Source organism: Pedobacter ginsenosidimutans (assembly GCF_001442625.1).
GTDB classification, from domain to species: domain Bacteria; phylum Bacteroidota; class Bacteroidia; order Sphingobacteriales; family Sphingobacteriaceae; genus Pedobacter; species Pedobacter ginsenosidimutans.
Genome location: NZ_LMZQ01000011.1, coordinates 1 through 25,800, shown reverse-complemented (window position 1 = coordinate 25,800; position 25,800 = coordinate 1). Strand labels below are relative to the sequence as shown.

The following is a 25,800-nucleotide window of genomic DNA, read 5'->3' as shown; positions in this document are numbered from 1 at the left end:
ACGGAGCGCTTCCAACTTCAGGGAAATACACACACACGCACACACAAATGCAAAAAAATCTTTGGTTATTGGCCGTTTTGCTTTTTTTATTTTCGGGAAGATTAATAGCCCGAAATTTTAAAAAAAACAGGCCATCCACTCCGGAACAAATAATACACGTCGATTTCAGCAAAACTGCTGACGAATTGAATACCATGTTTAATGAATGCGTTTGTGCAGGCCTGGCAGTTAAGGTTTAAATCATAATTTTTAAAAGGATATGATTTTTTTATTGGCAAAAATAAACAGGTGGAAAGTGCAAATATGCTTTGCCTTTTTTATAATACTTAATTTTATTCAGTTACGCGGCTTTGCCCAAATTACTGTAGCAAAGGTATTTGGTGATAATATGGTTCTCCAGCGGGGTATCAAAATTCCTGTTTGGGGGAGTGCTGTACCTGGTAAGCGCCTCATCGCTGAGCTTGGAGAGTTTCGCGTTAATACAACTGCAGACCGGGATGGGAAGTGGATGGTGTATTTCCCTGTATTTAAAGCTGGCGGCCCATATAAACTCAAAGTTTCTGAATGGGGGACAAAAGGTGCCGAAGTTGAATTGAAGGGAATCCTCATTGGCGATGTGTGGCTGGCTTCTGGGCAGTCCAATATGGAATGGTCGGTAAAGCAGGCCCTAAATGCAGATGATGAAATAGCCAAGGCAGATTTTCCTGAAATACGTTTATTTCAAGTAACTCATGTGAAGAAATTAACGCCTCAACAGGATATTACAGGCGGAAATTGGAAAGTTTGTAGCGCTGAAAATGTACCGCAGTTCTCAGCAGTTGCTTATTATTTTGCAAAAAAAATACATCGAGACGAGGGTGTTCCTATTGGGATCATCCAAAGCACCTGGGGTGGAACACCAATCGAATCCTGGACAAGTCGGGAAAAATTGCTTTCCTCTCCAATTACCAAAACAAAAACCATGGCAAACGATACCTTAAGTGAGCAGGATTTTGTACAGGATAGTCTTGACCAGGTCCGTTGCTGGGATATTGTTTACCATCCACAGCATAATTCAGATAAAATCATATCACAGCCAGACTATAATGATTCGGGATGGCCGGTAATCGAAATGCCTAAGCTGATCAAAGATTTTGGGATCGGGCAATATGAGGGAATGATCTGGATGCGCAAAAAAATCATTTTACCGGAAAATTTTTCAAAATCTGACTTAACACTCCATATTGGAAAACCAGATGTAAATTATTCCCTTTATTTCAATGGTACTGAAATTTGTAAGACGGTATGGAATACTGATCCTGGACAGCAATATACTATTCCTGCCAAAATACTGAAAAATGGGGAGAATGTGGTTACGCTCAGGCTGGCAATGCTTTGGGGTAACGGTGGGTTAAATCCTCCGGCAGATGAAATGTATATTACAAATGGTACTGCAAGAGTACCGTTGGCCGGTACCTGGAAGTATCAAAAAGATTTAGAGCCAACTATACCTAAAAATCGTAATTACCAATATTATCCTTCATTGCTTTTCAATTCAATGATTAATCCGCTGATCCCATATAGAATTAAAGGATTTATTTGGTACCAGGGTGAAGCAAATGATACTGCGGCCTACAATTACCGTAAGTTATTCCCGATGATGATCAAAGATTGGCGAAAACGTTGGAAACAGGGCGATCTGCCATTTCTCTATGTTCAGCTGGCAAATTACAAAAAAATACAGCCGCTTCCTTCCGAAAGTGAATGGGCCGAGCTTAGAGAGGCCCAGTCGCTAACCTTATCGCAACCCAACACCGGAATGTCTAACACTATCGATATCGGAGAGCCAGATAACATTCATCCTGGTAATAAACAGGAGGTTGGCCGCAGGCTTGCTCTTGTTGCCAATAAACTTGTATATAAACAGAATATCACAGCATCTGGCCCAATAATGAAAAGTTTTTCCAAAGCCGGAGAACATATTCGTATCCGATTCTCTAATGCCGAAAGTGGGCTTGCGACTAAAAATGGCAAAATGCTTACTGGTTTCGCCATTGCAGGTAAAGATAAACACTTTTACTGGGCTGATGCTAAAATTGAAGGGAGTGAAATTATCGTTTATAGCAATAAAGTCCCTCAGCCTGTAGCTGTACGTTATGCCTGGGCTGATAATCCAGAATGTAACCTGATAAATGCCGAAGGTTTGCCTGCCATCCCTTTCAGAACAGATAATTGGAAAGGAATTACACAAAAATAATAAATCATCAGCCTATAATAACAGGTTAACAATACTTTTTACCGCATAAAATATATGAATAAATTTATAATCACAATTTTTTTGCTACAGTTTAGCATTTGTGCAACAGCACAATACCAGGTAGCTCAGAACCCGAAGACCCCCGGTTTTTATACGAATCCAATTTTCGCAGGGGATTATCCCGACCCTAGTATATTACGCGATGGGGACAATTATTATATGGTCCATTCATCTTTCGAATATTATCCAGGTTTATTGATCTGGCATTCAAAAGATCTGATCAACTGGAAACCCGTAGCTCACGCTTTGCACAAAAAAGTGGGTTCGGTGTATGCACCCGATCTGGTGAAGTATAAAAATAAGTTTTATATCTATTTCCCAGCAAACGGTACCAATTATGTGGTAACTGCAGATTCGATCGGTGGTCAATGGAGTGAACCGGTTGACCTGAAAATCGGCAACATCGACCCCGGACATATTACAGATGAGCAGGGCAAAAGGTATTTATTCTTCAGCGACGGAGGATTTGTACCTTTATCTGATGATGGCCTTTCCACCACAGGAAACCAAAAGAGTTCATACAAAGGCTGGCCCATCCCTAGAAACTGGTCTATTGAGTGTTTTTGCCTGGAAGGCCCTAAATTGATAAAAAGGGGAGGATATTACTATATTACTGTAGCCGAAGGCGGAACAGCAGGCCCCATAACCGGGCACATGGTCGTATCGGCGCGATCTAAATCCTTATCCGGCCCATGGGAAAATTCACCTTATAACCCGATTGTCAGAACAACCGAACAGACTGAAAAATGGAGGTCGAAAGGGCATGCGACCATAATCGATGATGTAAAAGGAAATTGGTGGATGGTGTTCCATGCTTACGAAAAAGATTTTTACAACAAAGGCCGCCAAACGATGCTTCTGCCTATAGAATGGACAAAAGACGGCTGGTACAAAGTACCCACAGGTATAAATGACAGTAAACCGATCAAAAAGCCAGATTTGGCCCCTTCTAAAACCAATTTTAACCTGAACGACAATTTTGCGGGTAATAAGTTAAAATCCCAATGGCAATTCTTCGAAGAACTGGATACCAACAGGTTTAAACTGGCCAATAACAGCTTGTCAGTAAAAGCAAAGGGTAATACAATAGGCAATAGTTCTCCCTTATTATGCATACCAGAAGACCATTCCTACACCGTTGATGTTGAGGTATTAATTGAAGGAAAAGCAACTGCCGGGCTGGCTCTTTTTTACAACAGCACTGCCTCGTCAGGTATACTGGCCAACAATGAAGATATAGTTGCCGATTTGCGTGGCTGGCGTGCGCCAGCTGAAAAAAATGTAGTGAACAACCATGTTTTCCTGCGTCTTAAAAATATAGAGAATACGGTAGATCTGTATTACAGTAAAGATGGTATCAAATGGAATAAAATTGAAAATTCTTTTGAGGTTTCGGGTATGCACCATAATGTACTTAGCGGATTTTTAAGCTTGCGGATCGGCCTCTGTTCCATTGGAGATGGGAAGGTAACTTTTAGAAACTTTAAATATACCCCAATAAAATAGCCTGTGTAGAAGCCTACCTAAGCGACAATTCTGATTCGATAATTATTGATAAACACTAGTATTTTTATGGACCAAATATTTGGAACACCAGCAGTTGGCAGGAGATCACGGGGCCTGTACAGGAACAATTTTACTAAAAATAACGCCCAGAATAATATCAGCTTATATCATGGGATTTTAATGGTAATGTTTTTGCTTTTGGTAAACTGTACACTGGGAAATGCCCAAAGTAAGGATAATGGCGGGCGCAAACAGTTATTTGATTATAACTGGAAATTTTTGCTTGGCGATGAGGCTTTGGCCAGATCAAATGATTTTAATGATTCGGGCTGGCGCAGCCTTGATCTGCCGCATGACTGGAGTATCGAAGGAAAAATAAACCCTAACAATCCAACCGGCGGTGGTGGCGGCTATTTCCCGGCAGGAACTGGCTGGTACAGGAAAACCTTCAATAGCCCCTCAGAATGGAAGGGAAAAAAAGTTTCCATTTATTTTGAAGGTGTTTATATGAATTCCGAAGTGTTTATCAACGGAAAATCGCTGGGTGTTTATCCTTATGGCTATTCATCTTTCAGTTACGATCTTACACCTTATCTGAATTTTGGAAAAGAGAATGTTATTGCTGTACGTGTTGATAATTCACAACAAATGAACAGCCGCTGGTACAGTGGCTCTGGTATTTACCGCCATGTGTGGCTAAATATTACCGGTACTGTACATATTGAACACTGGGGCGTGAGTATTTCAACCCCTGCCGTATCTTCAAAAAAAGCAACTGTACTGGTGAAAACCAAGGTCAAAAATGAAACAGCATCTGCCCAGAGCGTTGTTGTAAAAACACTTCTTTGGACCAAGAGTTCTAAAAATGTGGGAGATGGCCAGATGAAGGTTGAGCTTCCTGCCAATAGCGACAAGGAAATCACCCAGACCATACAGGTGTCAGCTCCTAAGCTCTGGACACCGGAAACACCACATTTGTACCAGGCTCAGATCCAGGTAGTAAAAGACAAAAAAGTGCTGGACGGTACTAAAACCAATTTTGGCATCCGTTCCCTAAAATTTACCACTGAACATGGATTTCAGCTTAACGGCAAAACCGTGAAGATAAACGGCGGCTGTGTACATCACGATAATGGCTGCCTGGGTGCTGCTGCTTTTGACCGTGCCGAGGAGCGCAAAGTTGAATTGCTTAAGGCCGGTGGGTTCAATGCGGTGAGAACTTCCCACAATCCACCTTCTGAAGCATTTCTTGATGCCTGCGACAGATTAGGTCTTCTCGTAATGGATGAATCTTTCGACTGCTGGAAAACTGGAAAAAACACTAACGATTATGCAAAATATTTCGGTCTATGGTGGAAAAAAGATTTGCAGTCGATGATTTTGAGGGATCGAAACCATCCGTCTATCGTGATGTGGAGCATAGGTAACGAAATTGTAGAACGGGGAAAACCCGAAGCTGTTGAAACCGCTAAAATGCTTTTGCAGGAAGTAAAAAAAATAGACACTACAAGGCCTGTAACTTCTGCAGTTGTGAATTTAGGCAAATGGGAAAACCTGGATCCTTTGATAAACGTACACGATGTTGCCGGTTACAATTATAACCTGCACACTGCCCCAGAAGATCATAAAAGAGTGCCTTCGCGTATCATCGTTCAGACCGAATCCTATCCGAAAGATGCTTTTGCCAATTGGAAACTGGTACAGGAAAACAATTACGTAATCGGTGATTTTGTTTGGACAGCGATGGATTATCTGGGTGAGTCTGGCATCGGCCGTTGGTATTATTCTGGAGATACACCTGGTGAACACTGGGAAAATAATTTTTTTCCATGGCATGGTGCTTATTGTGGCGATATCGACCTGACCGGATGGCGGAAACCGATTTCCCATTACCGGAGCATGCTGTACAACGATAACGAAAAACTTTACATGGCCGTCCGTGAACCGGCGCCTGAACCTTTGGAAATAAAAGAAACCTGGTGGTCAGTTTATCCAACCTGGGAAAGCTGGACCTGGCCCGGTTTTGAAGGGAGGACCGTTAAGGTTGAAGTGTATTCCAAATATCCTAAAGTGAGGCTTTACCTTAATGAGAAACTGATAGGTGAACAGGCAACCACACGCGAACAACAGTTTAAAGCTACTTTTCAGGTTCCATATGCTGCGGGTTTGATTAAAGCCGTAGGGGTTGAAGATAATAAAGAAACGGGATCAGCCATCCTGGAAACTGCTGGCGAGGCTGCAAAAATAAAACTAACAGCAGACCGGAAAGAGATCTTGGCCAACGGGCAGGATCTATCGTACATCACGGTCGGGCTAACCGATAAAGAGGGAACAGTTCAGCCTAATGCCACCAACCGTTTGCATTTCAAGATCGAGGGGCCGGGCGTAATTGCAGGAGTGGATAATGCTGATCTGAAAGATTTTGAACAATACGTGGGCAATACACGTAAGGCATGGAAAGGTAAGGCTTTAGTTGTGATAAAGAGCAAACATGAAGCTGGCGATATCAAATTAACAGTTACATCGCCTGATTTACCCGCTCAAATTTTAACCATCAAAACAGTTGAGCAGGAGTAATGATTACATGCTTTAAATTAAAGTGACACAAAAACAGCACCATGAATGAATACTCAGCAGATAGTCCCACCATTTAGGAAAAACTGTAATGCCTTTGGAGGAGTGCAGGTGTCCTGCAATATTCGAATAAATTACCCATTTAAACAGACTTTTGATCACAGTATAATAATCAATATAACAAATGAATAATTTTTTTTTACGCGTAATCATTTTTATGGCGCTATGGCCAGGTGTTGGAAATGCTCAAATCCTGCATGTTAAATCTCCCAACGGGAAAATTGATATGGCTTTGGAAACCGGAGCAAAAATATCATGGTCCGTAAAACATGAAAATACAGCAGTTATTTTGCCTTCAGTTATTTCATTAACACTTGATAAGGCAGGCGTTTTAGGTAATAATGCAAAAGTGATCAGCACAAAAAAATCAAGTGTCAATACCGTTTTTGATACACCTATTTATAAAAAGAAAACGGTCATTGATGAGTACAACCAGCTAATCGTAAACTTTAAGGGCGATTTTGGCTTGATTTTAAGGGCCTATAACGATGGTGTGGCCTATCGTTTTTTTACCAGTAAAAAGGAACAAATTGTCATTGAATCTGAGGAAGCCAATTTTAACTTCAGCAAAGATCATAAAGCTTTTATTCCCTATGTACGAGATTTAAGGGAAAATAATCAATACATTTCTGCTTTCGAAGCAATGTACGATGAAATCCCGCTGTCGAAATTTGTAAAAGATTCGCTGGCTATTTCTCCGCTTCTTGTCGATTTGGGAAATGGGAAGAAAGCCGCTATCGTGGAGGCTGAATTGGTAGATTACCCTGGCATGTTCCTGACCAAAAACAACCAGGAACAGCACAGTTTACATGGAACCTTTGCCCATTACCCGAAAGCAGAACGTTTAGGCGGGTTTAATAAAATGAATTACATGGTAGCAGACAGGGAAGCCTTTATTGCCAAAACCAATGGGACTCGTAATTTCCCCTGGAGAGCTGTGATAATAAGTGAGTATGATAAGGACCTTTTAAATAGTGATATGGTCCAAAAACTCTCTGCACCTTCACAAATTGCTGATGTGAGCTGGATAAAGCCAGGCAAAGTGGCCTGGGACTGGTGGAATGACTGGAATATATCAGGTGTGGATTTTAAGGCAGGAATTAACACTGAAACCTATAAATATTATATTGATTTTGCTTCCAAAAACCACATCGAGTATGTAGTGTTGGATGAGGGCTGGAGTGAAGAAACCGACTTGCTGAAAATTTCGCCAAACATAAATATCAAAGAACTGATCAGTTATGGAAAGCAGAGAAACGTAGGCATTATGCTCTGGGCATCCTGGTATGCCATCAATCAGGTTTTAGATGATGCTTTTACCCAATATTCAAAGATGGGAATTAAAGGTTTTAAAATAGATTTTTTGGATCGGGATGATCAGAAAATGGTAAGTTCGGTTTATAACATCGCTAAAAAAGCAGCAAATTATAAACTCCTTATCGATTATCATGGCATGTACAAGCCTACCGGCATACAGCGCACCTATCCTAATGTTGTTAATTTTGAAGGGGTAAAAGGATTGGAAAATGCAAAATGGACACCAAACGATGATATGCCCCATTACGAAACCACAATACCATTCATCAGGATGCTGGCCGGACCTATGGATTATACTCCGGGAGCAATGCGCAATGCGACAAAAGCAGATTTTCGTCCAAGTAATTCCATGCCAATGAGCCAGGGGACAAGATCTCACCAGTTAGGTATGTACGTGGTATATGAAGCACCTTTACAGATGATGGCTGATAGCCCGACAGCATATATGAAAGAACAGGAGAGCACCAGCTTTATTTCAAAAATACCAACCACCTTTGATGAAACGTTTGCCCTTGACGGAAAAGTAGGAGAATATGTTACTGTCGCCAGGAAAAAAGAAAATAAATGGTATATCGGCGGACTGTCAAACTGGTCTGCAAGGACAACAACAATCGACTTGTCTTTTCTGGGCACAGGAAAATATTCGGCAGAACTTTTTAAAGATGGCGTTAATGCCGATAAGGATGCTACAGACTACAAACACGAAATAATTAAAGTTACAAGCGCAGATAAGCTTTCCATTCATATGGCGAATGGCGGTGGCTTTGCAATCATAATTGATCCTGAAAAATAGTTGGAATAAATAATTCGGCTGTTCAAACAAAGCTGAATGAATAGTCTGGAAACTAAGCGGAACGAGATAAGAACCATCTACGGAATAACAAAATGAGCCTATGGCGATTTCGGTGAGTTTATATACAATCTGGCACTTAGATCAATGTGTGGTAATGATATTTTGCCTGCGTAATTACGTTAAAAGTAAGATGAATAAAAGAATAAAAATATTATGTAAAGCGTGGATATGGATTGTATTATCCATGCTGCTTGTAGCCGGTACTTCGCAAGCACAAACCGCGATGATTAATTCACAATCCAGAAACCCGATCAGTTTGAACGGTGAATGGAATGCTATTCTGGATCCTACCGGTATTGGCGAATGGAGGCAGATATGGTTAGAAAAAAAGCCCAGGTTAAAAACCGACTTTGTAGAATATTCTTTTGAAGGTAGCCCAAGATTGAAAGTGCCGGGTGATTTTAATTCCCAAATGCCTGAACTCACATATTTTGAGGGAGTTGTTTGGTATAAAAAAGAATTTAGTTATTCGCTGAAGAAAAATAAAAGGCTGTTCGTTCATTTTGGTGCAGTGAATTACCTGGCAGATATTTACCTGAATGGAGAAAAGATTGGAAGCCACGAAGGTGGTTTTACTCCTTTTCAATTTGAAATAACCGAAAAAATTAAACCTGGCACAAACTCACTGATTGTTAAGGTTGATAACAAAAGGCTGAAAAACGGACTTCCAGGATTAGGTTACGATTGGTTAAACTACGGTGGCATTACCCGCGATGTAAATCTTATTGAAACCGGTAATACTTATATTGAAGATTATAGTATTCAACTCAGAAAAGGAAGCCGAAAAGAAGTTCTTGGATGGATTAAATTAAACGGTATTCACAGGAAACAAGCTCTTAAAGTTAAAATTCCTGAATTAGGTCTGGTATATTCAACAAAGTCGGATAGTATGGGAATGGCTAAACTTCGGTTCTCCGGCGCTTTCAAATTGTGGTCGGTCGAGAATCCCAAACGTTATAAAGTGTCTGTTGAGTGCGAAACTGATAGCATCAACGATGAAATTGGCTTTAGGGATATTGAAGTTATCGGAAATAAGGTTTTCTTAAACGGTAAGGTTGTTTTTCTCAAGGGAATTAATATCCACGAAGAAAATCCCTATAAAGGCGCCAGGGCATTTTCGAAAGAAGACGCCAGCCTCCTCTTAAGTCAGGCGAAAGCGCTTGGTTGCAACCTGGTTCGCCTGGCGCATTATCCGCACAATGAATATATGGTTAGTGAAGCTGAAAAAATGGGCTTAATGGTATGGAGCGAACTACCGGTTTACCAGCATATTGAATTTTCAGATACCGCGGTTTTATCAAAAATGGATTTGATGCTCAAAGAAATGATTAGTAGAGACAGGAACCGGTGTAGTGTCATTATCTGGAGTCTTTCTAATGAAACCTATGATGGTACACCAAACCGTACCAACGCACTAGCCAGATTAACTAAGGTATGCAGATCACTTGACTCTACCAGATTAATAACGCACGTTACCAACAGTCAGGCTTATAACAATAATTCTTTTAAAGTTTGGGATAGCCTTTACAAGTATGCCGATATCATCTCTGTTAACGAGTACATTGGCTGGTATATTCCCTGGCAAGGAAAGCCCGAAAATACAACCTGGAATATGGCCTTTCCGGATAAGCCGCTTTTTATTTCCGAATTCGGTGGCGAGGCATTGTTTGGCAACAGGAATGGAGCAGCCGATGAGGCTGCTTCCTGGAGAGAAGAATATCAACAGCAAATCTATACAGACCAGCTCAAAATGTTTAACACCATTCCCAATCTATGCGGCGTATCCCCATGGCTTTTGTTTGATTATCGCTCATTGGGCAGAATGCACCCCGTTTATCAGAAAGGATATAACAGAAAAGGCCTGTTATCGGAAAAGGGTGAAAGAAAAATGGCCTGGTATATTATGGAACAATATTATAAAAGCAAATGAAACTTATACATATAAGAAAAAACCTATTGGTTTTGAGCTGTTTGATGGGTACACTCAACGTTTTTGGCCAAAGTAAACAGATCAATCTTTGGAATGGAGAAGTTCCTGGCGCAATAGCCAATGCCAATTATAAACAGCAAGTAGATTCAGCAAATAGTTGGATGACTTTTATCACAAAACCCTTACTTGAGATGTATCCTGCCCCGTCGGAAACAGCAAATGGTACAGCAGTAATTATATGCCCGGGAGGTGGTTATTCCGGGCTGGCCATTGCCCACGAAGGAAAGGAAGTTGCCAGATGGCTAAATAGCCTCGGAATTACGGCTTTCGTATTGAAATACCGCTTGCCAAACGATGCCGTCATGATTGATAAAGCTATCGGCCCGCTACAGGATGGGCAGCAAGCCGTTCGCTTAGTGAGAAGCAACGCTAAAGCGTGGGGAATCAATCCCGCAAAAATCGGGATTATGGGGTTTTCGGCAGGCGGACATCTTGCAGCTACAGTATCAACTCATTTCAAAGAAAAGGCCTCGGCAATTACTGATACAACAAGCCTGCGGCCAGACTTTTCGATACTGATTTATCCGGTTATATCCATGCAGGAAAATATTACGCATAAAGGTTCAAAAGTAAATTTATTGGGCGAAAATCCAGCGGCAGAAAGAGTAAACTATTTTTCAAATGAATTACAGGTTAACGATCAAACACCACCTGCATTTCTGGTACATTCTATGGATGATAAAGCGGTTCCGGTGCAAAACAGTGTTGCATATGCGCTCGCTATGGAGAAAAAAAATGTTGCCTGCGAACTTCATATTTATCAGTCAGGTGGACATGGTTACGGCCTTGCACATTCTAAAAATACGGAATCATTGTGGCCTGAAGCTTGCCGTAAATGGATGGAGATGAGGGGATACATCAAAGAACAAGGAGCAGAAAAAGGTATTGTTGATCAGACTGCCAAACCAGGTCCGGACGATAAACCTGCGTTTAACAATCCACCAATGGGTTTCAGAGATAAACGCGACAATATATCTCATGGTACCGTCAGCTCTGTTCAGTACAATTCCAAAACATTGGCTCAATCGCGGGAAATGCTGGTTTATACTCCACCAGGTTATTCGCCTGCTAAACGCTATCCGGTGATTTATCTCTTACATGGACTTAATTCAGGTAATGGTCAATGGCCATATTGGGTTGGTGCCAATAATATTATCGATAACCTGATAAGCGAGGGTAAAATGAAGCCCATGATAATCGTTTTTCCAAACGGCAATACCAACGTGACTGTAAATAATCCAAAACCAGATGAGCATGAGGAACGAAAAGGAGGCTATAAAGGTTACGGGATATCTTTTCAGAATGATTTGCTCCATGAAATCATTCCATTTATTGAATCTCATTATTCAGTTTACACCGACCGAAAACATCGTGCGCTGGCGGGTTTGTCTATGGGAGGTGGTCAATCCTTGAACATAGGCCTCGCACATATCAACACTTTTGCTTATGTGGGTGGATTCTCTTCCGCGCCTAACACCAACCAATTCGGAGGCCTTTCTAATGTTAAACTTTTACCCGATTTGTCGGCTGCAAAACACAAACTTAAAATATTATGGCTGGCTTGTGGTAGCAAAGATGGGCTGTTTAGTGTTAGCCAGCGCGTGCACCAATACCTCAAATCGCAAGGGATACCACATGTATGGCATGTGGATGCAAATGCTCATGATGATAAGGAGTGGGCTAATAACTTATACCTTTTTGTTCAGCATATTTTCAAATAAAGGTGAGCTGATGCATTAAACAACTTACTCATCGTTTGATTCTTTAAAGTAAAAAATAACAAACATAAAATTATGAAGAAATATTTAATGGCATTTATGTTAATTGTGATCTACGGTACTACCGCGAAATCCCAAAATGCCAATCCATATTTTCCTGAAAAAGACCTGATCACCACCGGGATATACTATTATCCCGAGCACTGGAAAGAAAGCCAGTGGGAACGCGATATCAAAAAGATTTCGGATATGGGTTACGAGTTTGTGCACCTTGCAGAATTTGCCTGGTTTAAAATGGAACCAGAAGAAGGAAAGTTTGATTTTACCTGGCTCGATAAGGTGGTAGGTTTATGCTCAAAATATAAGCTTAAAGTTGTGATGTGTACCCCATCGGCAACAACACCAGTATGGATGCGTGTAAATTACCCCGAAACTTTTATCATGGACGGGCACTATATCCGTGCTGAGCACGGTACACGCGGATTGGGATCAATTGTTAATCAGAAATACCGCTTGTTTGTTGGAAAAATAGTGCGTGAAATGGGAAAACGCTATGGGAAGAATAGTCAGGTAACAGGATGGCAGCTTGATAATGAGCCGGATGCCAAAGCCGACTACAGTCCGTCATCGCAGCAAGCATTCAGGAACTGGCTAAAAAACAAATATAAAACGATTAATACCTTAAACGATGCCTGGGGAACAGCTTTCTGGAGTCAATGGTATAACAATTTTGACCAGATTATGATCCACAATACCAACCTGGTGGGATGGTGGGGAAATAACCCACATGCATTGCTCGATTTTAAACGCTACTGCGCCGATGCACAGGCCGATTTTCTTGATTTCCAGGCCGGGCTGTTAAGAGAAAACATTTCGAAAGCACAATACATTACCACCAACTACACAGCTGTTTCTACCGGGGCTGATCCTGGCAGAACGAAGAAAGTCGATTTTGCAGCATATACTGCCTATCCCAACGGAGGCAGCGATAATCTCGGCGAGCTTGGCTTCAGGCTGGGCGATAGCCGGGTATTATTATTTGCATCAGCATACTATCAACAGTTAGGAGGACTGTCAGGGGTGATGGAGATTCAACCCGGGCCTGTAAACTGGGGAAACTATAATCCGCTGCTTTTACCCGGCACAGTGCGCATGTGGTTATACCATTCTTTTGCAGCAGGTGGAAAACTGGCCTGTTCTTACCGTTTCAGACAGATATTATATAGTGCAGAACAATACCATTCGGGCGTTATACAAACTGATGGTGTAACACCTTCACAAGGGGGAGAAGATTATATTCAGTTTATGAAAGAAATAAAAGAGCTGCGCAGGCAATACAAGCCGGATGCTAAGCTACCGCAAAAACTGGTAGCCCGTTCAACGGCCATACTCTGGAACCTGGAAAATTACTGGTCGATAGACAGGCAAAAGCAAACCAACCAATGGGATACCTGGGGTTATCCCGTTAAATTTATGGAGATCGCAAAATCGCTGGGAGCCCCGGTCGATATCATCAATGAAAAAACTGATTTTTCTAAATATAAGGTTTTAATTGTACCTGCCTATGAAATGGCAGATGCTGCTTTGATTAAAAAATGGGAGAACTACGTTGCTAACGGAGGGCACTTAATTATCACCTGCCGTACCGCAACCAAAAACCGTATGGGGCATTTCTGGGAGGGCAAAACTGCTGCGCCAATAGCTGGTCTAATCGGGGCTGAAATCGTTGCGACAGATATGCTTTCGGGGCATGCCAAAGGTGATATTCAGGTCGGTTCAAAGCATTATAGCTGGAATAGTTGGGCAGATTTGCTTCAGGCCGAACAAAATTCAGCGGTTATCGGCACTTATCAGGACCAGTTTTACAAAGGTAAATCAGCTGTAGTGAAGCATAAAATTGGCAAAGGAGAAGTAACTTATATTGGCGTGGCTACAGCAGATTTTGAATTGGAAAAAGATATTTTAACCCGTACTTACACCGATGAAGGAGCTACGACCGAAAATTACCCTAAAGGGATTTACGTATATTGGAGAGATGGATATTATATCGCTGTTAATTATTCTTCGGCTGATTATACTTTTAATCTCCCTAAAACTGCACAGCTTATTATCGGAAAGAAAACCCTGGGGCCGGCAGGCGTACTGGTTTGGACCGAATAAACATGCAGGAATGCTAAGTATATCCCCGATTTTATTGTAAATTAGCAATATTAACGTTAACCAAACGATTATGAACTTGTGCTTTTAGTTGTAAGTAATTTCTTCTAAGCAGACATACCCGATTTAATAAAAAAATATGTTTAGGTTTTTAGCCCTGATCTGTGCGCTGATATGGGGTAATGCGCTTTATGCCCAGGATGATAGTTACCGGTTTTCCCGTATTGATATTAGTAATGGGTTATCAGATAACCAAATAAATTCGATATATAAAGACTATAAGGGATTTATGTGGTTTGGAACCATGGCCGGACTGAGTAGATTTGATGGGCACGATTTTAAGATTTTCAGACACAATTCAAAAGACAGTTCAAGCCTGCCAAATGGTTATGTGATCGGCATCTTTGAAGGACCGCAAAAACAGTTATGGGTTAGATCAAACGAAGGCTTCAGTATTTATGACCACACCAGCGAAAAGTTTGAGCGCTTTCAGCAAAAACATTATAGAAAGTATAAAATTCCTAGCGGATACCTTAAAAATGTAAAAACAGATAGCGGGAGGAAGTTATATTTTAATATTCAAAATCATGGTATTTATTGTTACGATTCGAAAACCAATACAACAATAAAATATACGCTAAAGGGAGAGCTGATAGGCGCATTGGAGAATGCTGAGGTAAGTGATTTTATCGATGATTTAAAGGGTAATTTATGGATTATTTACACTAATGGTGTACTTGATAAATTTAATTTAAAACAACATCGGGTAACCCATCGGTTTAATGCTGTAAATGAGCATTTTTCAGGGCAAACAACCGTATACAGCCTTAATCATGATTCGGCAGGTGATATTTATATTTTTAGCGGGCCCAATCCCTTTGGCCTTTTTTATCTCAATGCAAAAAACGAGAAGTTCCATTATTTCGGGAAAAAGCAAGATCATACCGGTTTAAGTTCCAAAAATGTAAGCCGCGTAATTGAAGGAGAAGACGGAAATATTTGGATTGGTACCGATCATGGCGGAATTAATATTCTGGATAAAAAGACCAATAGATTAACCTATATTTTAAATAAAGAGAACGATCCGCGAAGCTTAAGCGATAACAGTATTTCGGCATTGTACAAGGATAACAATAATATCATCTGGATCGGCACCTTTAAAAAAGGAATTTGTTTCTATCATAAAAGCATTTATAAGTTCCCGGCTAACCGGTATCTGGCCGGAAAAAAACCAATTAAGAAGGATGTTAATTGTTTTGCAGAAGATAACTATGGCAATCTATGGATTGGCACCAATGGGGAGGGCTTGTTACGTCTAAACAAAACAACAGGCGAGGTTACAACTTACCGCAATAACCCCGATAACAATACTTCTTTAACTAGTGACATTGTGGTAAGTCTTGAGGTAGACCATGAAGGTATATTGTGGATTGGCACTTATTTGGGCGGTCTTGATGCTTTTGATGGAAAAAATTTCAGGCATTTTAAGCCTGGTCGCGACATTACAAGTTTGTCTGATAACCGCATTTATGCCTTATTAGAAGATTCTTATAACAGACTTTGGGTTGGCACATTAAATGGTGGACTGGACTTATTGGATCGTCAGACCGGAACATTTAAACATTTTAGACCGGATATTAAAAATACACTGAACTCTTTTGTTGTTTCCTGTTTATACGAAGATCGAAATAAAAATATCTGGATTGGCACCACTGGGGGCGTAAATATATATGATCATAAAAGCGCTACCTTCAAATACCTAAAAAATAACCCTGCAGACAGCAACAGTTTGATCCAGAATGATGTAAACTCAATTTTACAGGATGCACGTGGGTGGATGTGGATTGGTACAAAAGAAGGGATCAGTATATACGATCCGAATACGGGCATATTTAAAAATCTGAACGAAACTGCTGGGCTCCCTGAGGATATGGTGTTTGAACTTTTGGAAGATGAGCATCACGATATTTGGTATAGCTCACGTAAGGGCCTTTATAAGATTTCTGTAATCCCTGGCGGAAAAAATTATCAATTCAGATATAGCAAATATAGCCAATCGGATGGACTGGAAAGTACACAGTTCAATATCAATGCTGCAGGTAAAACCAAGGGCGGAGAGTTGATTTTTGGAGGGCCAAGTGGGTTTAATATATTCAAGGCCAGTGAAATCAAAAAAAATAAGTTTCCTGCTAGTTTAGTGATGACCGACCTGGAAGTGTTTTACCATAAAGTCCGCGTAGGAGAGCCCATCAACGGACATATTGTTTTACCCAAAGCCATAACCTCGCTAAATAATTTAAAGCTTACTTACCAGGAAAATATCTTTTCAATCCAATTTGCGCTGCTCAATTATTTTAATCCAGACAAAATAATTTATAAATATAATCTCGAAGGGTTCGATCAACGCTGGCTTACTGTTTCGTCTGATGTACGTAAGGCTACTTTTACCAATCTTGATCCCGGGAATTATATTCTTCATGTAAGGGCATTTAACGAAAACGATTCTGCTCCCATAGCTGAGTCTGATCTGCATATCAGCATTTCGCCCCCTTTCTGGAGAACCACCTGGGCATACATATTATACCTGGCATTGATAGGATTCGCGCTGCTTTATATTCGCAGCAGAGGCATTACTAAACTCAGACGGGAGTTTGCTTTGGCACAGGAAAGGGCGGAGGCGCGACAACTGCGCCAACAAGACCGCAAAGAGGCAGAAAGATTACGGGAATTGGATTTACTAAAAATTAAATTTTTAACCAACCTGAGCCATGAGTTCAGAACCCCTATTTCATTAATCTTGGCACCTGTAGACAAACTTTTGATCGAATCGAAGGAGAAGGAAAGATACGGTCAGTTGGCCATGATAAAAAGAAATGCACGACGGTTATTAAACCTGGTAAACCAGCTGCTCGATTTCCGTAAAATGGAAGAGCAGGAACTACGGTTAAATAATAGCGATGGCGAAATTGTTTCCTTCATTAAAGATGCAACAGATTCTTTTTACGATCTGGCAGAACGGAAGCAGATCAAGCTTACTTTTAAAAGTACTGTAGAAAATTTATATGTATCATATGATCAGGATAAAGTAGAACGGATACTGTTCAATCTGCTTTCAAATGCATTTAAATTTACACCGTCAGGTGGAAAAGTTAGCGTAGCGTTACAAATGTTGCCTCGTGCAGATCAAGATGACAAGGTTTCTCTGGAAGTAAAGGTGGCAGATTCGGGTATTGGTATTCCAGAAGATAAACAGGAAAAAATATTCGAACGTTTTTTTCAAAATGAAACTTCCTCATCTATTCTGAACCAGGGATCGGGCATTGGACTTTCCATTACCAAAGAATTTGTAAAAATGCAGGGTGGTGAAATCTCCGTACTGAGTGAGCCCGGTTTGGGAACTTGTTTTACCGTACAATTAAACCTTACACCTGTTACATCTCCAGGACTGGAACAAAAGCGTCAGGTAGAATTAGAAGCTGAACTTCCAAATGTCCTGCAGGATAAAAAGGAAGTACAAAAAGAACCTGCTGATAAACGCCAGCACAAAAAAAATGCACCATTAGTTTTGCTGGTTGAGGATAACGACGATTTTAGGTTTTACCTGAAAGATAACCTGGGCCTTTTTTATAATATAGTAGAGGCTTCAAATGGTAAGGAGGGATGGCAAAAGGCACTCGCACTACATCCAAATCTAATTGTTTCTGATATCAGTATGCCTGAAATGAATGGTAATGAACTGTGCGGGAAACTAAAATCAGATGAAAGGACAAAGCATATCCCGATTATTCTTTTAACGGCTTTAACAGGTGAAGAAGAACAGCTAAAGGGCCTGGAAATTGGGGCGAATGATTACATGACCAAACCCTTTAATTTTGAAATTTTACATTCCAAGATCAAGAACCTGCTCACACTCCATCAAACCTTTAAAAAAACTTATTCCAGACAGGTGAGCATGGCATCACCGGAAATGGAGATCGAATCTGATGATGTGAAATTCCTGAATACCGCATTGCTTTACATTGAAGACAATCTCCATAAACCTCAATTATCCGTAGAAGATCTGAGCAAACATATGGTGATCAGTAGGGTATCATTATACAGAAAGTGCTTACGGGTTACCGGCAAAACCCCTATTGATTTTATCAGGTCTGTTAAGCTCGAGAAAGCGGCGGTTTTATTGGAAAAAAGCAGTAAAACCATTTCTGAAATCTGTTATATGGTCGGTTTTAGCACCCCTAACTATTTTGCAAAGGCATTCAGGGAAAAATACCAGTTACTTCCTTCAGAGTATAGAGCAAAAAAAAGGGATTCGGATTAAAAACAGCTCCTTGGGGCTTGTTGCGGCTCAATATTGTTAAGTTAATCCATTCGGCACAAGCAAAAGCAATTTAACCACGACCTGTCCCGATTTTCGGGAGATAGAAAGGATATACACAGATATGAAAAACCGTGTTTATCTGTGTGCATCTGTGGTTAAAAGCGCTTAACTTAACGACATTGGTGTTGCACCTTGAGTAATATTATTCTTGATGCGTACTAAAATGATCAGATAATAATCGTTGCTTTAACGTTTATTATTTATATTTGTGAAAGACCAAATATAAAACGCATGAAAAGAATAACATTAGTATTGCTTTTACTTTGTTCAATGTTCACAATTGATCAAACTTACGCGCAACAGAATTTTAAGAATTGGGCGAAGACTCCTCCAATGGGTTGGAATAGCTGGGACTGCTACGGCTCTTCTGTTACAGAAGCTGAAGTAAAAGCCAATGCAGATTACATGGCTTCCAACTTGAAACCTTTTGGATGGGAGTATATCGTTGTAGATATCCGCTGGTTTGTGGAAAATGATAAAGCAGGGGGATATAACCAAACGGATCCAAAATATGTAATTGACAAATTTGGCCGTTATCTGCCTGCCCTGAACCGGTTCCCGTCAGCAGCAGACGGACAGGGCTTTAAAAACCTGGCCAAATATATACACGCTAAGGGATTAAAATTTGGTATCCATATTATGCGTGGCATCCCTACGCTTGCCGTTAAAGAAAAGATGCCTATTATGGGCACAAAATACACTGCTGATCAGATCTATAGCACTGATTTGCAATGCAAATGGCTCACTGACAATTATACGATAGATGCTACAAAACCCGGTGCACAGGAATATTACGATTCAATAATGAAACTTTACGCCAGCTGGGGTGTCGACTTTATTAAAGTAGATGATCTTTCCCGTCCTTATCATCAGGGAGAAATAGAGCTCATCAGAAAAGCAATTGATAAAACTGGCCGCCCGATTGTGCTGAGCACCTCACCAGGCGAAACACCGATAGAAAAAGCAGAACACGTTCAGCAACATGCAAATATGTGGAGAATGGTAGATGATGTATGGGATACCTGGCCACATATTACTCACCTGATTAATGTTGCCCAACCATGGGCGCCATATATTAAACCTGGCACATGGCCTGATTGTGATATGATTCCTTTGGGTAGAATTTCCATTCGCGGAGAAAGGGGCGGCGACCGTGCGAGCAGATTGACCAAGGATGAGCAGCAGGTGCTGATGACCTTCTTCACCATATTCCGCTCACCCTTGATGTTTGGTGGTGATATGCCCAGTCTGGATCCTTTCACCACTTCGCTGCTTACCAATAAAGCTGTGCTTAAAATGCACAGAGAAAGTACGGATGTAAAATTTCTCTTTAACGATCGCAAGAAAGTTGCGGTAACATCAACGAATGCTAAAACCGGACAACACTATCTCGCCCTGTTCAATCTTTCTGATGAACCAGATCCAAAGGAAATTTCTGTAAAACTCTCGGATTTAGGAATAAATAAAGTACCTAAAGTTACAAATAGCTGGACAGGAAAAGTTGTTCAAAACGATGGAAAACAAATAACCGTAAATCTTAAACCACATAGCTGCGTTTTGTATGAAATTAAGTAAGCTATCTATGGTGCTGGTGTTTCTGTTGTTTAGCAGAAACTTATTTGCAACAGAACCAACGCAACATGCTGCGGCTGATTCTGTTTACCTGTTTTCTTACGGGAATGATGGATTACGGTTTGCATGGAGCGATGACCGAAATAATTGGACACCTGTTGGAACAGGACAGGTTTACCTTCGTTCTGACTTTGGCCGCTGGGGATCAGATAAAAAAATGTTTGCTCCATATGTGATTCTGGGGCGTGGGGGAGTTTGGCAATGTGTCTGGAGCTTAAATGATCGGGTAAAACAATTTGCCCATACTCAAACAAAAAATCTGATTGACTGGGGGCCGCAAGGTTATCCCCTTTTTGAAAAAGGTAAGAATATCCTTCGTCCTGTAATTAGTTACAATAAAGATCTAGACATTTATCAGATTGTATATACGGATAGCGATGGCGCCTATTTCCAGACAGAAACAAAAGACTTCAAAACCTATAGTGCGGCAAAGGAGGTACCGCTCTCTGCCTATAAAAGCAATACCATCACCACTACCATTCAAAACAATACGGTAAGCGGACAGTTGCACCGTGTTAAATGGGCGGTGGTTGAAGCGTTGAATAAAACTGCGGAGCTCAGGAATTTCAAGGCGCGGCAAGATGCGGAGACAACCAAAGAAGATCCGGTACGTTTTGCAAACTTAACAAAGCTGGACCTGCATATTTCGGCAGCACCTGAAAAAGCTAAAACCATAAGCAAGCTGTTAACAGGGATATTTTTCGAAGATATCAACTATGCAGCAGATGGCGGGCTTTATGGCGAACTGATTCAAAATCGTGACTTTGAATATCAGCCATCAGATAAAGAAAACCATGATACAAAATGGAACAGCAACCATTCCTGGACATTCAAAGGTAAAGAAGGGGATTTTGCAATTCGAACAGCGCAGCCACTACACCCGAATAACCCACATTATGCAGCACTAAATTTAACGGCCGATGGTAGTTCATTATCGAATGCTGGTTATGACGGAATTGCGATCAAAAAAGGGGGAAATTACCTGTTCTCCAGTTTTGTCCGGGTTACAGCAGGAAAGAAGTCGTTTGAAGTAAGGCTTGTCAGTGAAAAATATGGCTTGCTTTCGAAAGCATTGATCAGTTGCAGTTCAAAGTCCTGGAAGGAAATAAAAACAACGCTCAAATCATCGGTTTCAGCCTCTGATGTTAGCTTGCAATTGTGGCCATTACAAAATGGCCGTATCGATCTCGACATGATTTCACTATTTCCTCAAAACACCTTCAAAAATCGCCCAAATGGTCTTAGAAAAGATCTTGCAGATACAATTGCAGCGATAAAGCCGCGTTTTGTACGTTTTCCCGGTGGATGTGTGGCCCATGGAGATGGGATCCATAACATTTACAGATGGAAAAATACAATCGGGGCCTTACAGGCCCGGGTTCCTGACCGCAATTTGTGGGGCTATCACCAGAGTATGGGGCTGGGATACTTTGAGTACCTTCAGTTTTGTGAAGATATCGGCGCAACTCCGGTACCTGTTATTGCCGCTGGGGTACCTTGCCAAAACTCAGGAGCCAATGGGGGCGGGCAACAGGGCGGAATCCCGATGGCAGATATGCCTGCATATATTCAGGATATCATCGATCTGGTTGAATACTGTAACGGAGCCACCAATACAAAGTGGGGAAAAGAACGTGCTGCGGCAGGACATCCGAAACCATTTAATTTAAAATATATCGGTATCGGCAATGAAGACCAGATAACAGATGTTTTTCGTGAGCATTTCGCCATGATCTATAAAGCACTTAAAAAAGCGCACCCTGAAATAACCATTATTGGAACTTCAGGACCATTTTTTGAAGGCACAGATTATGAGGAAGGCTGGGCCTTTGCCAACGAAATGAAGGTTGACATGATAGATGAACATTATTATCGTCCACCAGGCTGGTTTATAAACAATCAGGATTTTTATGACAAATATGACCGCAGTAAATCAAAGGTTTATCTGGGAGAGTATGCGGCAAGCCTCCCGGTAGGAAATAGGACAAACCTGGAAACCGCTTTAGCTGAAGCGTTGTACCTCACCTCTCTTGAGCGCAATGGAGATGTGGTATCTATGGCCTCTTATGCACCGCTGTTGGCAAAGGAAAAACATACACAGTGGAATCCTGATCTGATCTACTTTAATAACACAGAAGTTAAGCCCACCATTGGATATTATGTGCAACAGCTTTACGGTCAAAACGTAGGAGATGAATTCATTCCTGCACGAGTCGATTTTTCGGTGAAGAGAGAAGATGTAATTAAGCGGGTGGCGTACTCAATTACCCGTGACCAAAAATCAGGAAAATTATTCATTAAAATTGTAAACATGCTTCCAGTCGCAGTTAACACCAGTATTGATCTGTCCAAGTTAGGTTCTGCGAGCAAACAAGTAATTAAAAAAGAAATATCAGGTCTTCCGGGTGATTATAAAATCCAACCTATAAAAACACCTATGGATTTTTCGGATCTTAAATCTTTCGAACTAAAACCTTATTCCTTTACTGTATTTGAACTGTAAAACCAAATAAAGCCACGTTAAATGATCTCGAAGTATCGTCATCTCGACCGTAGTGTTCCAAAGGAACTCCTTCGGAGGAGAGATGACGACCTTTCTTTTAGAATCTGTCATTGATAGAAGTTAGTATTTAGCCAAAAACAAAGGAGCTGGATGATAGGTTTACAATGAATCGTCATCTCCGCTACGCGTTGCTCCAGTTGATGACGACCATTATATTGGAATCTATCATTGGTAGCCTGTCGAAAGACAAATGTTTTGTTTACAACTCACGCCAGCGTAAGGTCAATTATTTAGCTGGCGACAAATAGATCACACCATCATCAACGATCTGTTAAGTTGGAGAGAGCAGCCGTATTATTAGAGAAAAGCGATAAAACAGTTTCGGAGATATGTTATATGGTAGGTTTTAGCGCCCCTAATTATTTTGCTAAGTCGTTTAAAGCCAAATATAATGTAGCGCCCTCCGAATATATGGCAGAAAAAAGGAAGGCCAATAAAGATAAGGACCTTTGAAAACAGGACAAATATCCGAATTGATGTGAACCAGGTAATATTAACCAAATCTTCGGGAAATGAAAAGATATCAACGTTCTTTATCGTCGATATCTTTTTAAAAAGAGGTTGTATCATAAATATGGATTTGTCATCCTGTCCAAGGGACTCCTACGGAGAGCCTCCCGATGAAAATCGGGACAGGTAGTAGAAGGACCTGTTTAAATACGCTTTAAGGTGTTTCGGCAGGCTCAACATGACAGCATCTGAGGTGAAATCGCTTTTATGATACACCCTCTTCAATTCAATATTAGCAGCAGATCTGCTGTTCTACATCCCGTCTGATCGCATCGCAAAAACTAACTTTACATGTCTAAAGGCATTTGTTTCACTCCATTCATTGTCATAGTTTAAGCCGTAAGGCCAAAAATGCCCGCCTCCGGTATGTATTACACCACTAGTGCCATCAAAAATTTTAACGAGTGCAACTGTGTTTGCGCCCAAGAAATCGCCTGTACCTGTATTTGATGTCCATCCGGTGCTTAGGCCTACGCCATAGGTGTGGGCAATTTCGTGCATTGCCGTACGCACATTCTGGTAACTGGTATTTGCACCAAAACGTATGTTTCCGTTTGTACTGCCATCGGCTGTTGGCACACCTGTGTTATATTGCACAGTTAGTGTGCGGGCGGGCCAGCTGGCGCCAGCGTTATATCTTGCACAGGCATCATTCATAGCGGTGGTAATTCTGGCGACTACATCAGCTGGTACGCCTGTACTGTTAAGCACCCAATTCAGTTGGCCGCCTGCATTGACCGTTAACAAAGACCACTGTTGGTTTTCTCCGCCCGAGTAAGTCCATTGCGCAACATTGGCACCATCAGCGATTGATTGGTTGGCAACATCAAGGTCCTTACCACTGTTTCTGTTAATGATACGGTAATATCCGTTGCCCAATGAGGTAAATAGCCATTGCTGATTTGTAGCGCCCGAATAGGTAGATATATTCACATTATCTCCATCAGCTGTTCCGGCTTGGTCTACCTGAAGTCCTTTAGAGCTATGGACCCCAATAATCGAATAATAACCACCGGAAAGCAGGGTTAAGTTCCATTTTTGATTTGTTCCGCCTGTACCGCCATATTGAGAAACATTCGAGCCGTCAGCAGTCTGAAAACCACCAACATCGAGTACTTTTCCACTTTTTCGGTTTACGATATAAAAGGTGCCATTGGTTACAGACAGTGGGGTTTCGTTTGGCGGTATTGCGCTCAGTTTTGCCTTCACCGAAAGTTTATCCGTGTTGTCTGGATCCGGAAGATCGTTTTTTCTGCAACTGCCAAAAAATAAAATAAATCCGAGCATCAATATGCCGGCTGAGGGTAAAGTAAATGATTTTGTTTTCATAAAATTAGGTAAGAATGAATGAACAGGCATATGAACATGTTCGTTTGGTTATTTTAAAGAGGACATATGCTACTCGTTTTAGGTGAGCCCCTCTTTTTTATGATCAATAAAAACTATAGTAATCACCTTGTTTAAAAAGGTTAATCCTTTTAAAACGATCTGGTTTATAAGGCTTTTGGTTTATCCTGTAATCACATGCCCATTCCTTACTGCTGCTGCCTAAACAGCGGTAACGATTAAAAGAATTGTAAAAGATACTTCTGGTAGTTTACCAGATTTTTATACTTGGTTGAAACAAATTAACCATAAAAAATGTGCTTGTAGTGAGGGGTAATCTAATATAAATTAGGGGGTAAACTCCTCGTTTCCATGTTTTATTACAAGATGTTAAGCTAGATAGGAAAAAGTAATCTTTTATAAACGTCTTTTTTACGTTTATTTTGCTTGGATGTTGGAGAAATCTACCTGTTCGCGATCTCTTCAACTATGCGCTATAAATTCATAAAACACATCATGCAAAAAAAATTGTATGGGAAAGAAAAAGCTGTGGAAATAAAGGAAATTTTGCAGCTTAAAGAAAATTTGTACCCCGGAAGGGAGTCGAACCCTTTGCTCATAATTGACGGATCTGAAATTATTCAGGACTGATTTTGACAAGCGATGTCTTTGATTGACTAAATTAATACATTTCTTAATATTATTCGGTGATATCTGGTTGCAAGAAAGTTTTCAGCAGGCCAGAAGGTTAAAGATTACCTGAACATTAGCGAAAGCACCTACAAACGTAAGGTAAAAGATGGCACATTAAAGCCTGTAAAACTACCTGGCAGCGATCGTTTTTGCCTGAAAGATTTACTGGCTGCCTACCTGGAGAGCCAGCAAAATGGCCGTATTTAATTACCCCTGCTTTACCTGTT

At 40.9% G+C, this 25,800-nt stretch carries 12 protein-coding genes; 11 read left to right on the top strand and 1 reads right to left on the bottom strand.

The genetic code is table 11. From position 1 onward, the window contains the following. Positions 1 to 259 precede the first annotated feature (259 nt). The 11 genes from ASU31_RS15240 to ASU31_RS28125 all read left to right on the top strand — a co-directional run bounded on the left by ASU31_RS15240 (position 260) and on the right by ASU31_RS28125 (position 23,497). On the top strand, positions 260 to 2,236 hold the full coding sequence (locus ASU31_RS15240) for a sialate O-acetylesterase (protein ID WP_057933151.1): 1,977 nt from the start codon (positions 260 to 262) through the stop codon (positions 2,234 to 2,236). Positions 2,237 to 2,290: 54 nt separating this feature from the next. Next, positions 2,291 to 3,802, top strand: coding sequence for a family 43 glycosylhydrolase (locus ASU31_RS15235; RefSeq protein WP_057933150.1), 1,512 nt, complete (start codon positions 2,291 to 2,293; stop codon positions 3,800 to 3,802). A gap of 66 nt (positions 3,803 to 3,868) precedes the next feature. Next, complete coding sequence (locus ASU31_RS15230; protein ID WP_245224546.1) at positions 3,869 to 6,379, top strand: glycoside hydrolase family 2 TIM barrel-domain containing protein; 2,511 nt, start codon at positions 3,869 to 3,871, stop codon at positions 6,377 to 6,379. Positions 6,380 to 6,560: 181 nt separating this feature from the next. Continuing rightward, on the top strand, positions 6,561 to 8,546 hold the full coding sequence (locus ASU31_RS15225) for a retaining alpha-galactosidase (RefSeq protein WP_057933149.1): 1,986 nt from the start codon (positions 6,561 to 6,563) through the stop codon (positions 8,544 to 8,546). A gap of 190 nt (positions 8,547 to 8,736) precedes the next feature. Next, on the top strand, positions 8,737 to 10,536 hold the full coding sequence (locus tag ASU31_RS15220; protein WP_245224545.1) for a glycoside hydrolase family 2 protein: 1,800 nt from the start codon (positions 8,737 to 8,739) through the stop codon (positions 10,534 to 10,536). Next, positions 10,533 to 12,317 carry an alpha/beta hydrolase-fold protein gene (locus ASU31_RS27865; protein ID WP_209434999.1) on the top strand — a complete coding sequence of 595 codons (1,785 nt, stop codon included), beginning with the start codon at positions 10,533 to 10,535 and terminating at the stop codon, positions 12,315 to 12,317. The genes ASU31_RS15220 and ASU31_RS27865 overlap by 4 nt, the downstream gene beginning before the upstream one ends. Positions 12,318 to 12,389: 72 nt before the next feature. Beyond that, a complete protein-coding gene (locus tag ASU31_RS15210) occupies positions 12,390 to 14,474 on the top strand; it encodes a beta-galactosidase (RefSeq protein WP_057933148.1) in 2,085 nt (694 codons plus the stop codon). A 136-nt stretch (positions 14,475 to 14,610) separates the two neighbouring features. Continuing rightward, entirely contained in the window at positions 14,611 to 18,789 is a 4,179-nt protein-coding gene (locus ASU31_RS15205) for a hybrid sensor histidine kinase/response regulator transcription factor (RefSeq protein ID WP_057933147.1), read from the top strand. Between the two features lie 291 nt (positions 18,790 to 19,080). Beyond that, complete coding sequence (locus tag ASU31_RS15200) at positions 19,081 to 20,424, top strand: glycoside hydrolase family 27 protein (protein ID WP_057933146.1); 1,344 nt, start codon at positions 19,081 to 19,083, stop codon at positions 20,422 to 20,424. After that, entirely contained in the window at positions 20,411 to 22,984 is a 2,574-nt protein-coding gene (locus ASU31_RS15195) for an alpha-L-arabinofuranosidase C-terminal domain-containing protein (protein WP_057933145.1), read from the top strand. Before ASU31_RS15200 ends, ASU31_RS15195 begins: the two co-directional genes overlap by 14 nt. Before the next feature lie 294 nt (positions 22,985 to 23,278). Further along, positions 23,279 to 23,497, top strand: coding sequence for a helix-turn-helix domain-containing protein (locus ASU31_RS28125; RefSeq protein ID WP_083505380.1), 219 nt, complete (start codon positions 23,279 to 23,281; stop codon positions 23,495 to 23,497). 309 nt (positions 23,498 to 23,806) lie between these two features. Here the strand turns inward: ASU31_RS28125 and ASU31_RS27860 are convergent, their stop codons facing one another. Continuing rightward, entirely contained in the window at positions 23,807 to 24,883 is a 1,077-nt protein-coding gene (locus ASU31_RS27860) for an RICIN domain-containing protein (RefSeq protein ID WP_209434998.1), read from the bottom strand. Between the last annotated feature and the right edge of the window lie 917 nt (positions 24,884 to 25,800).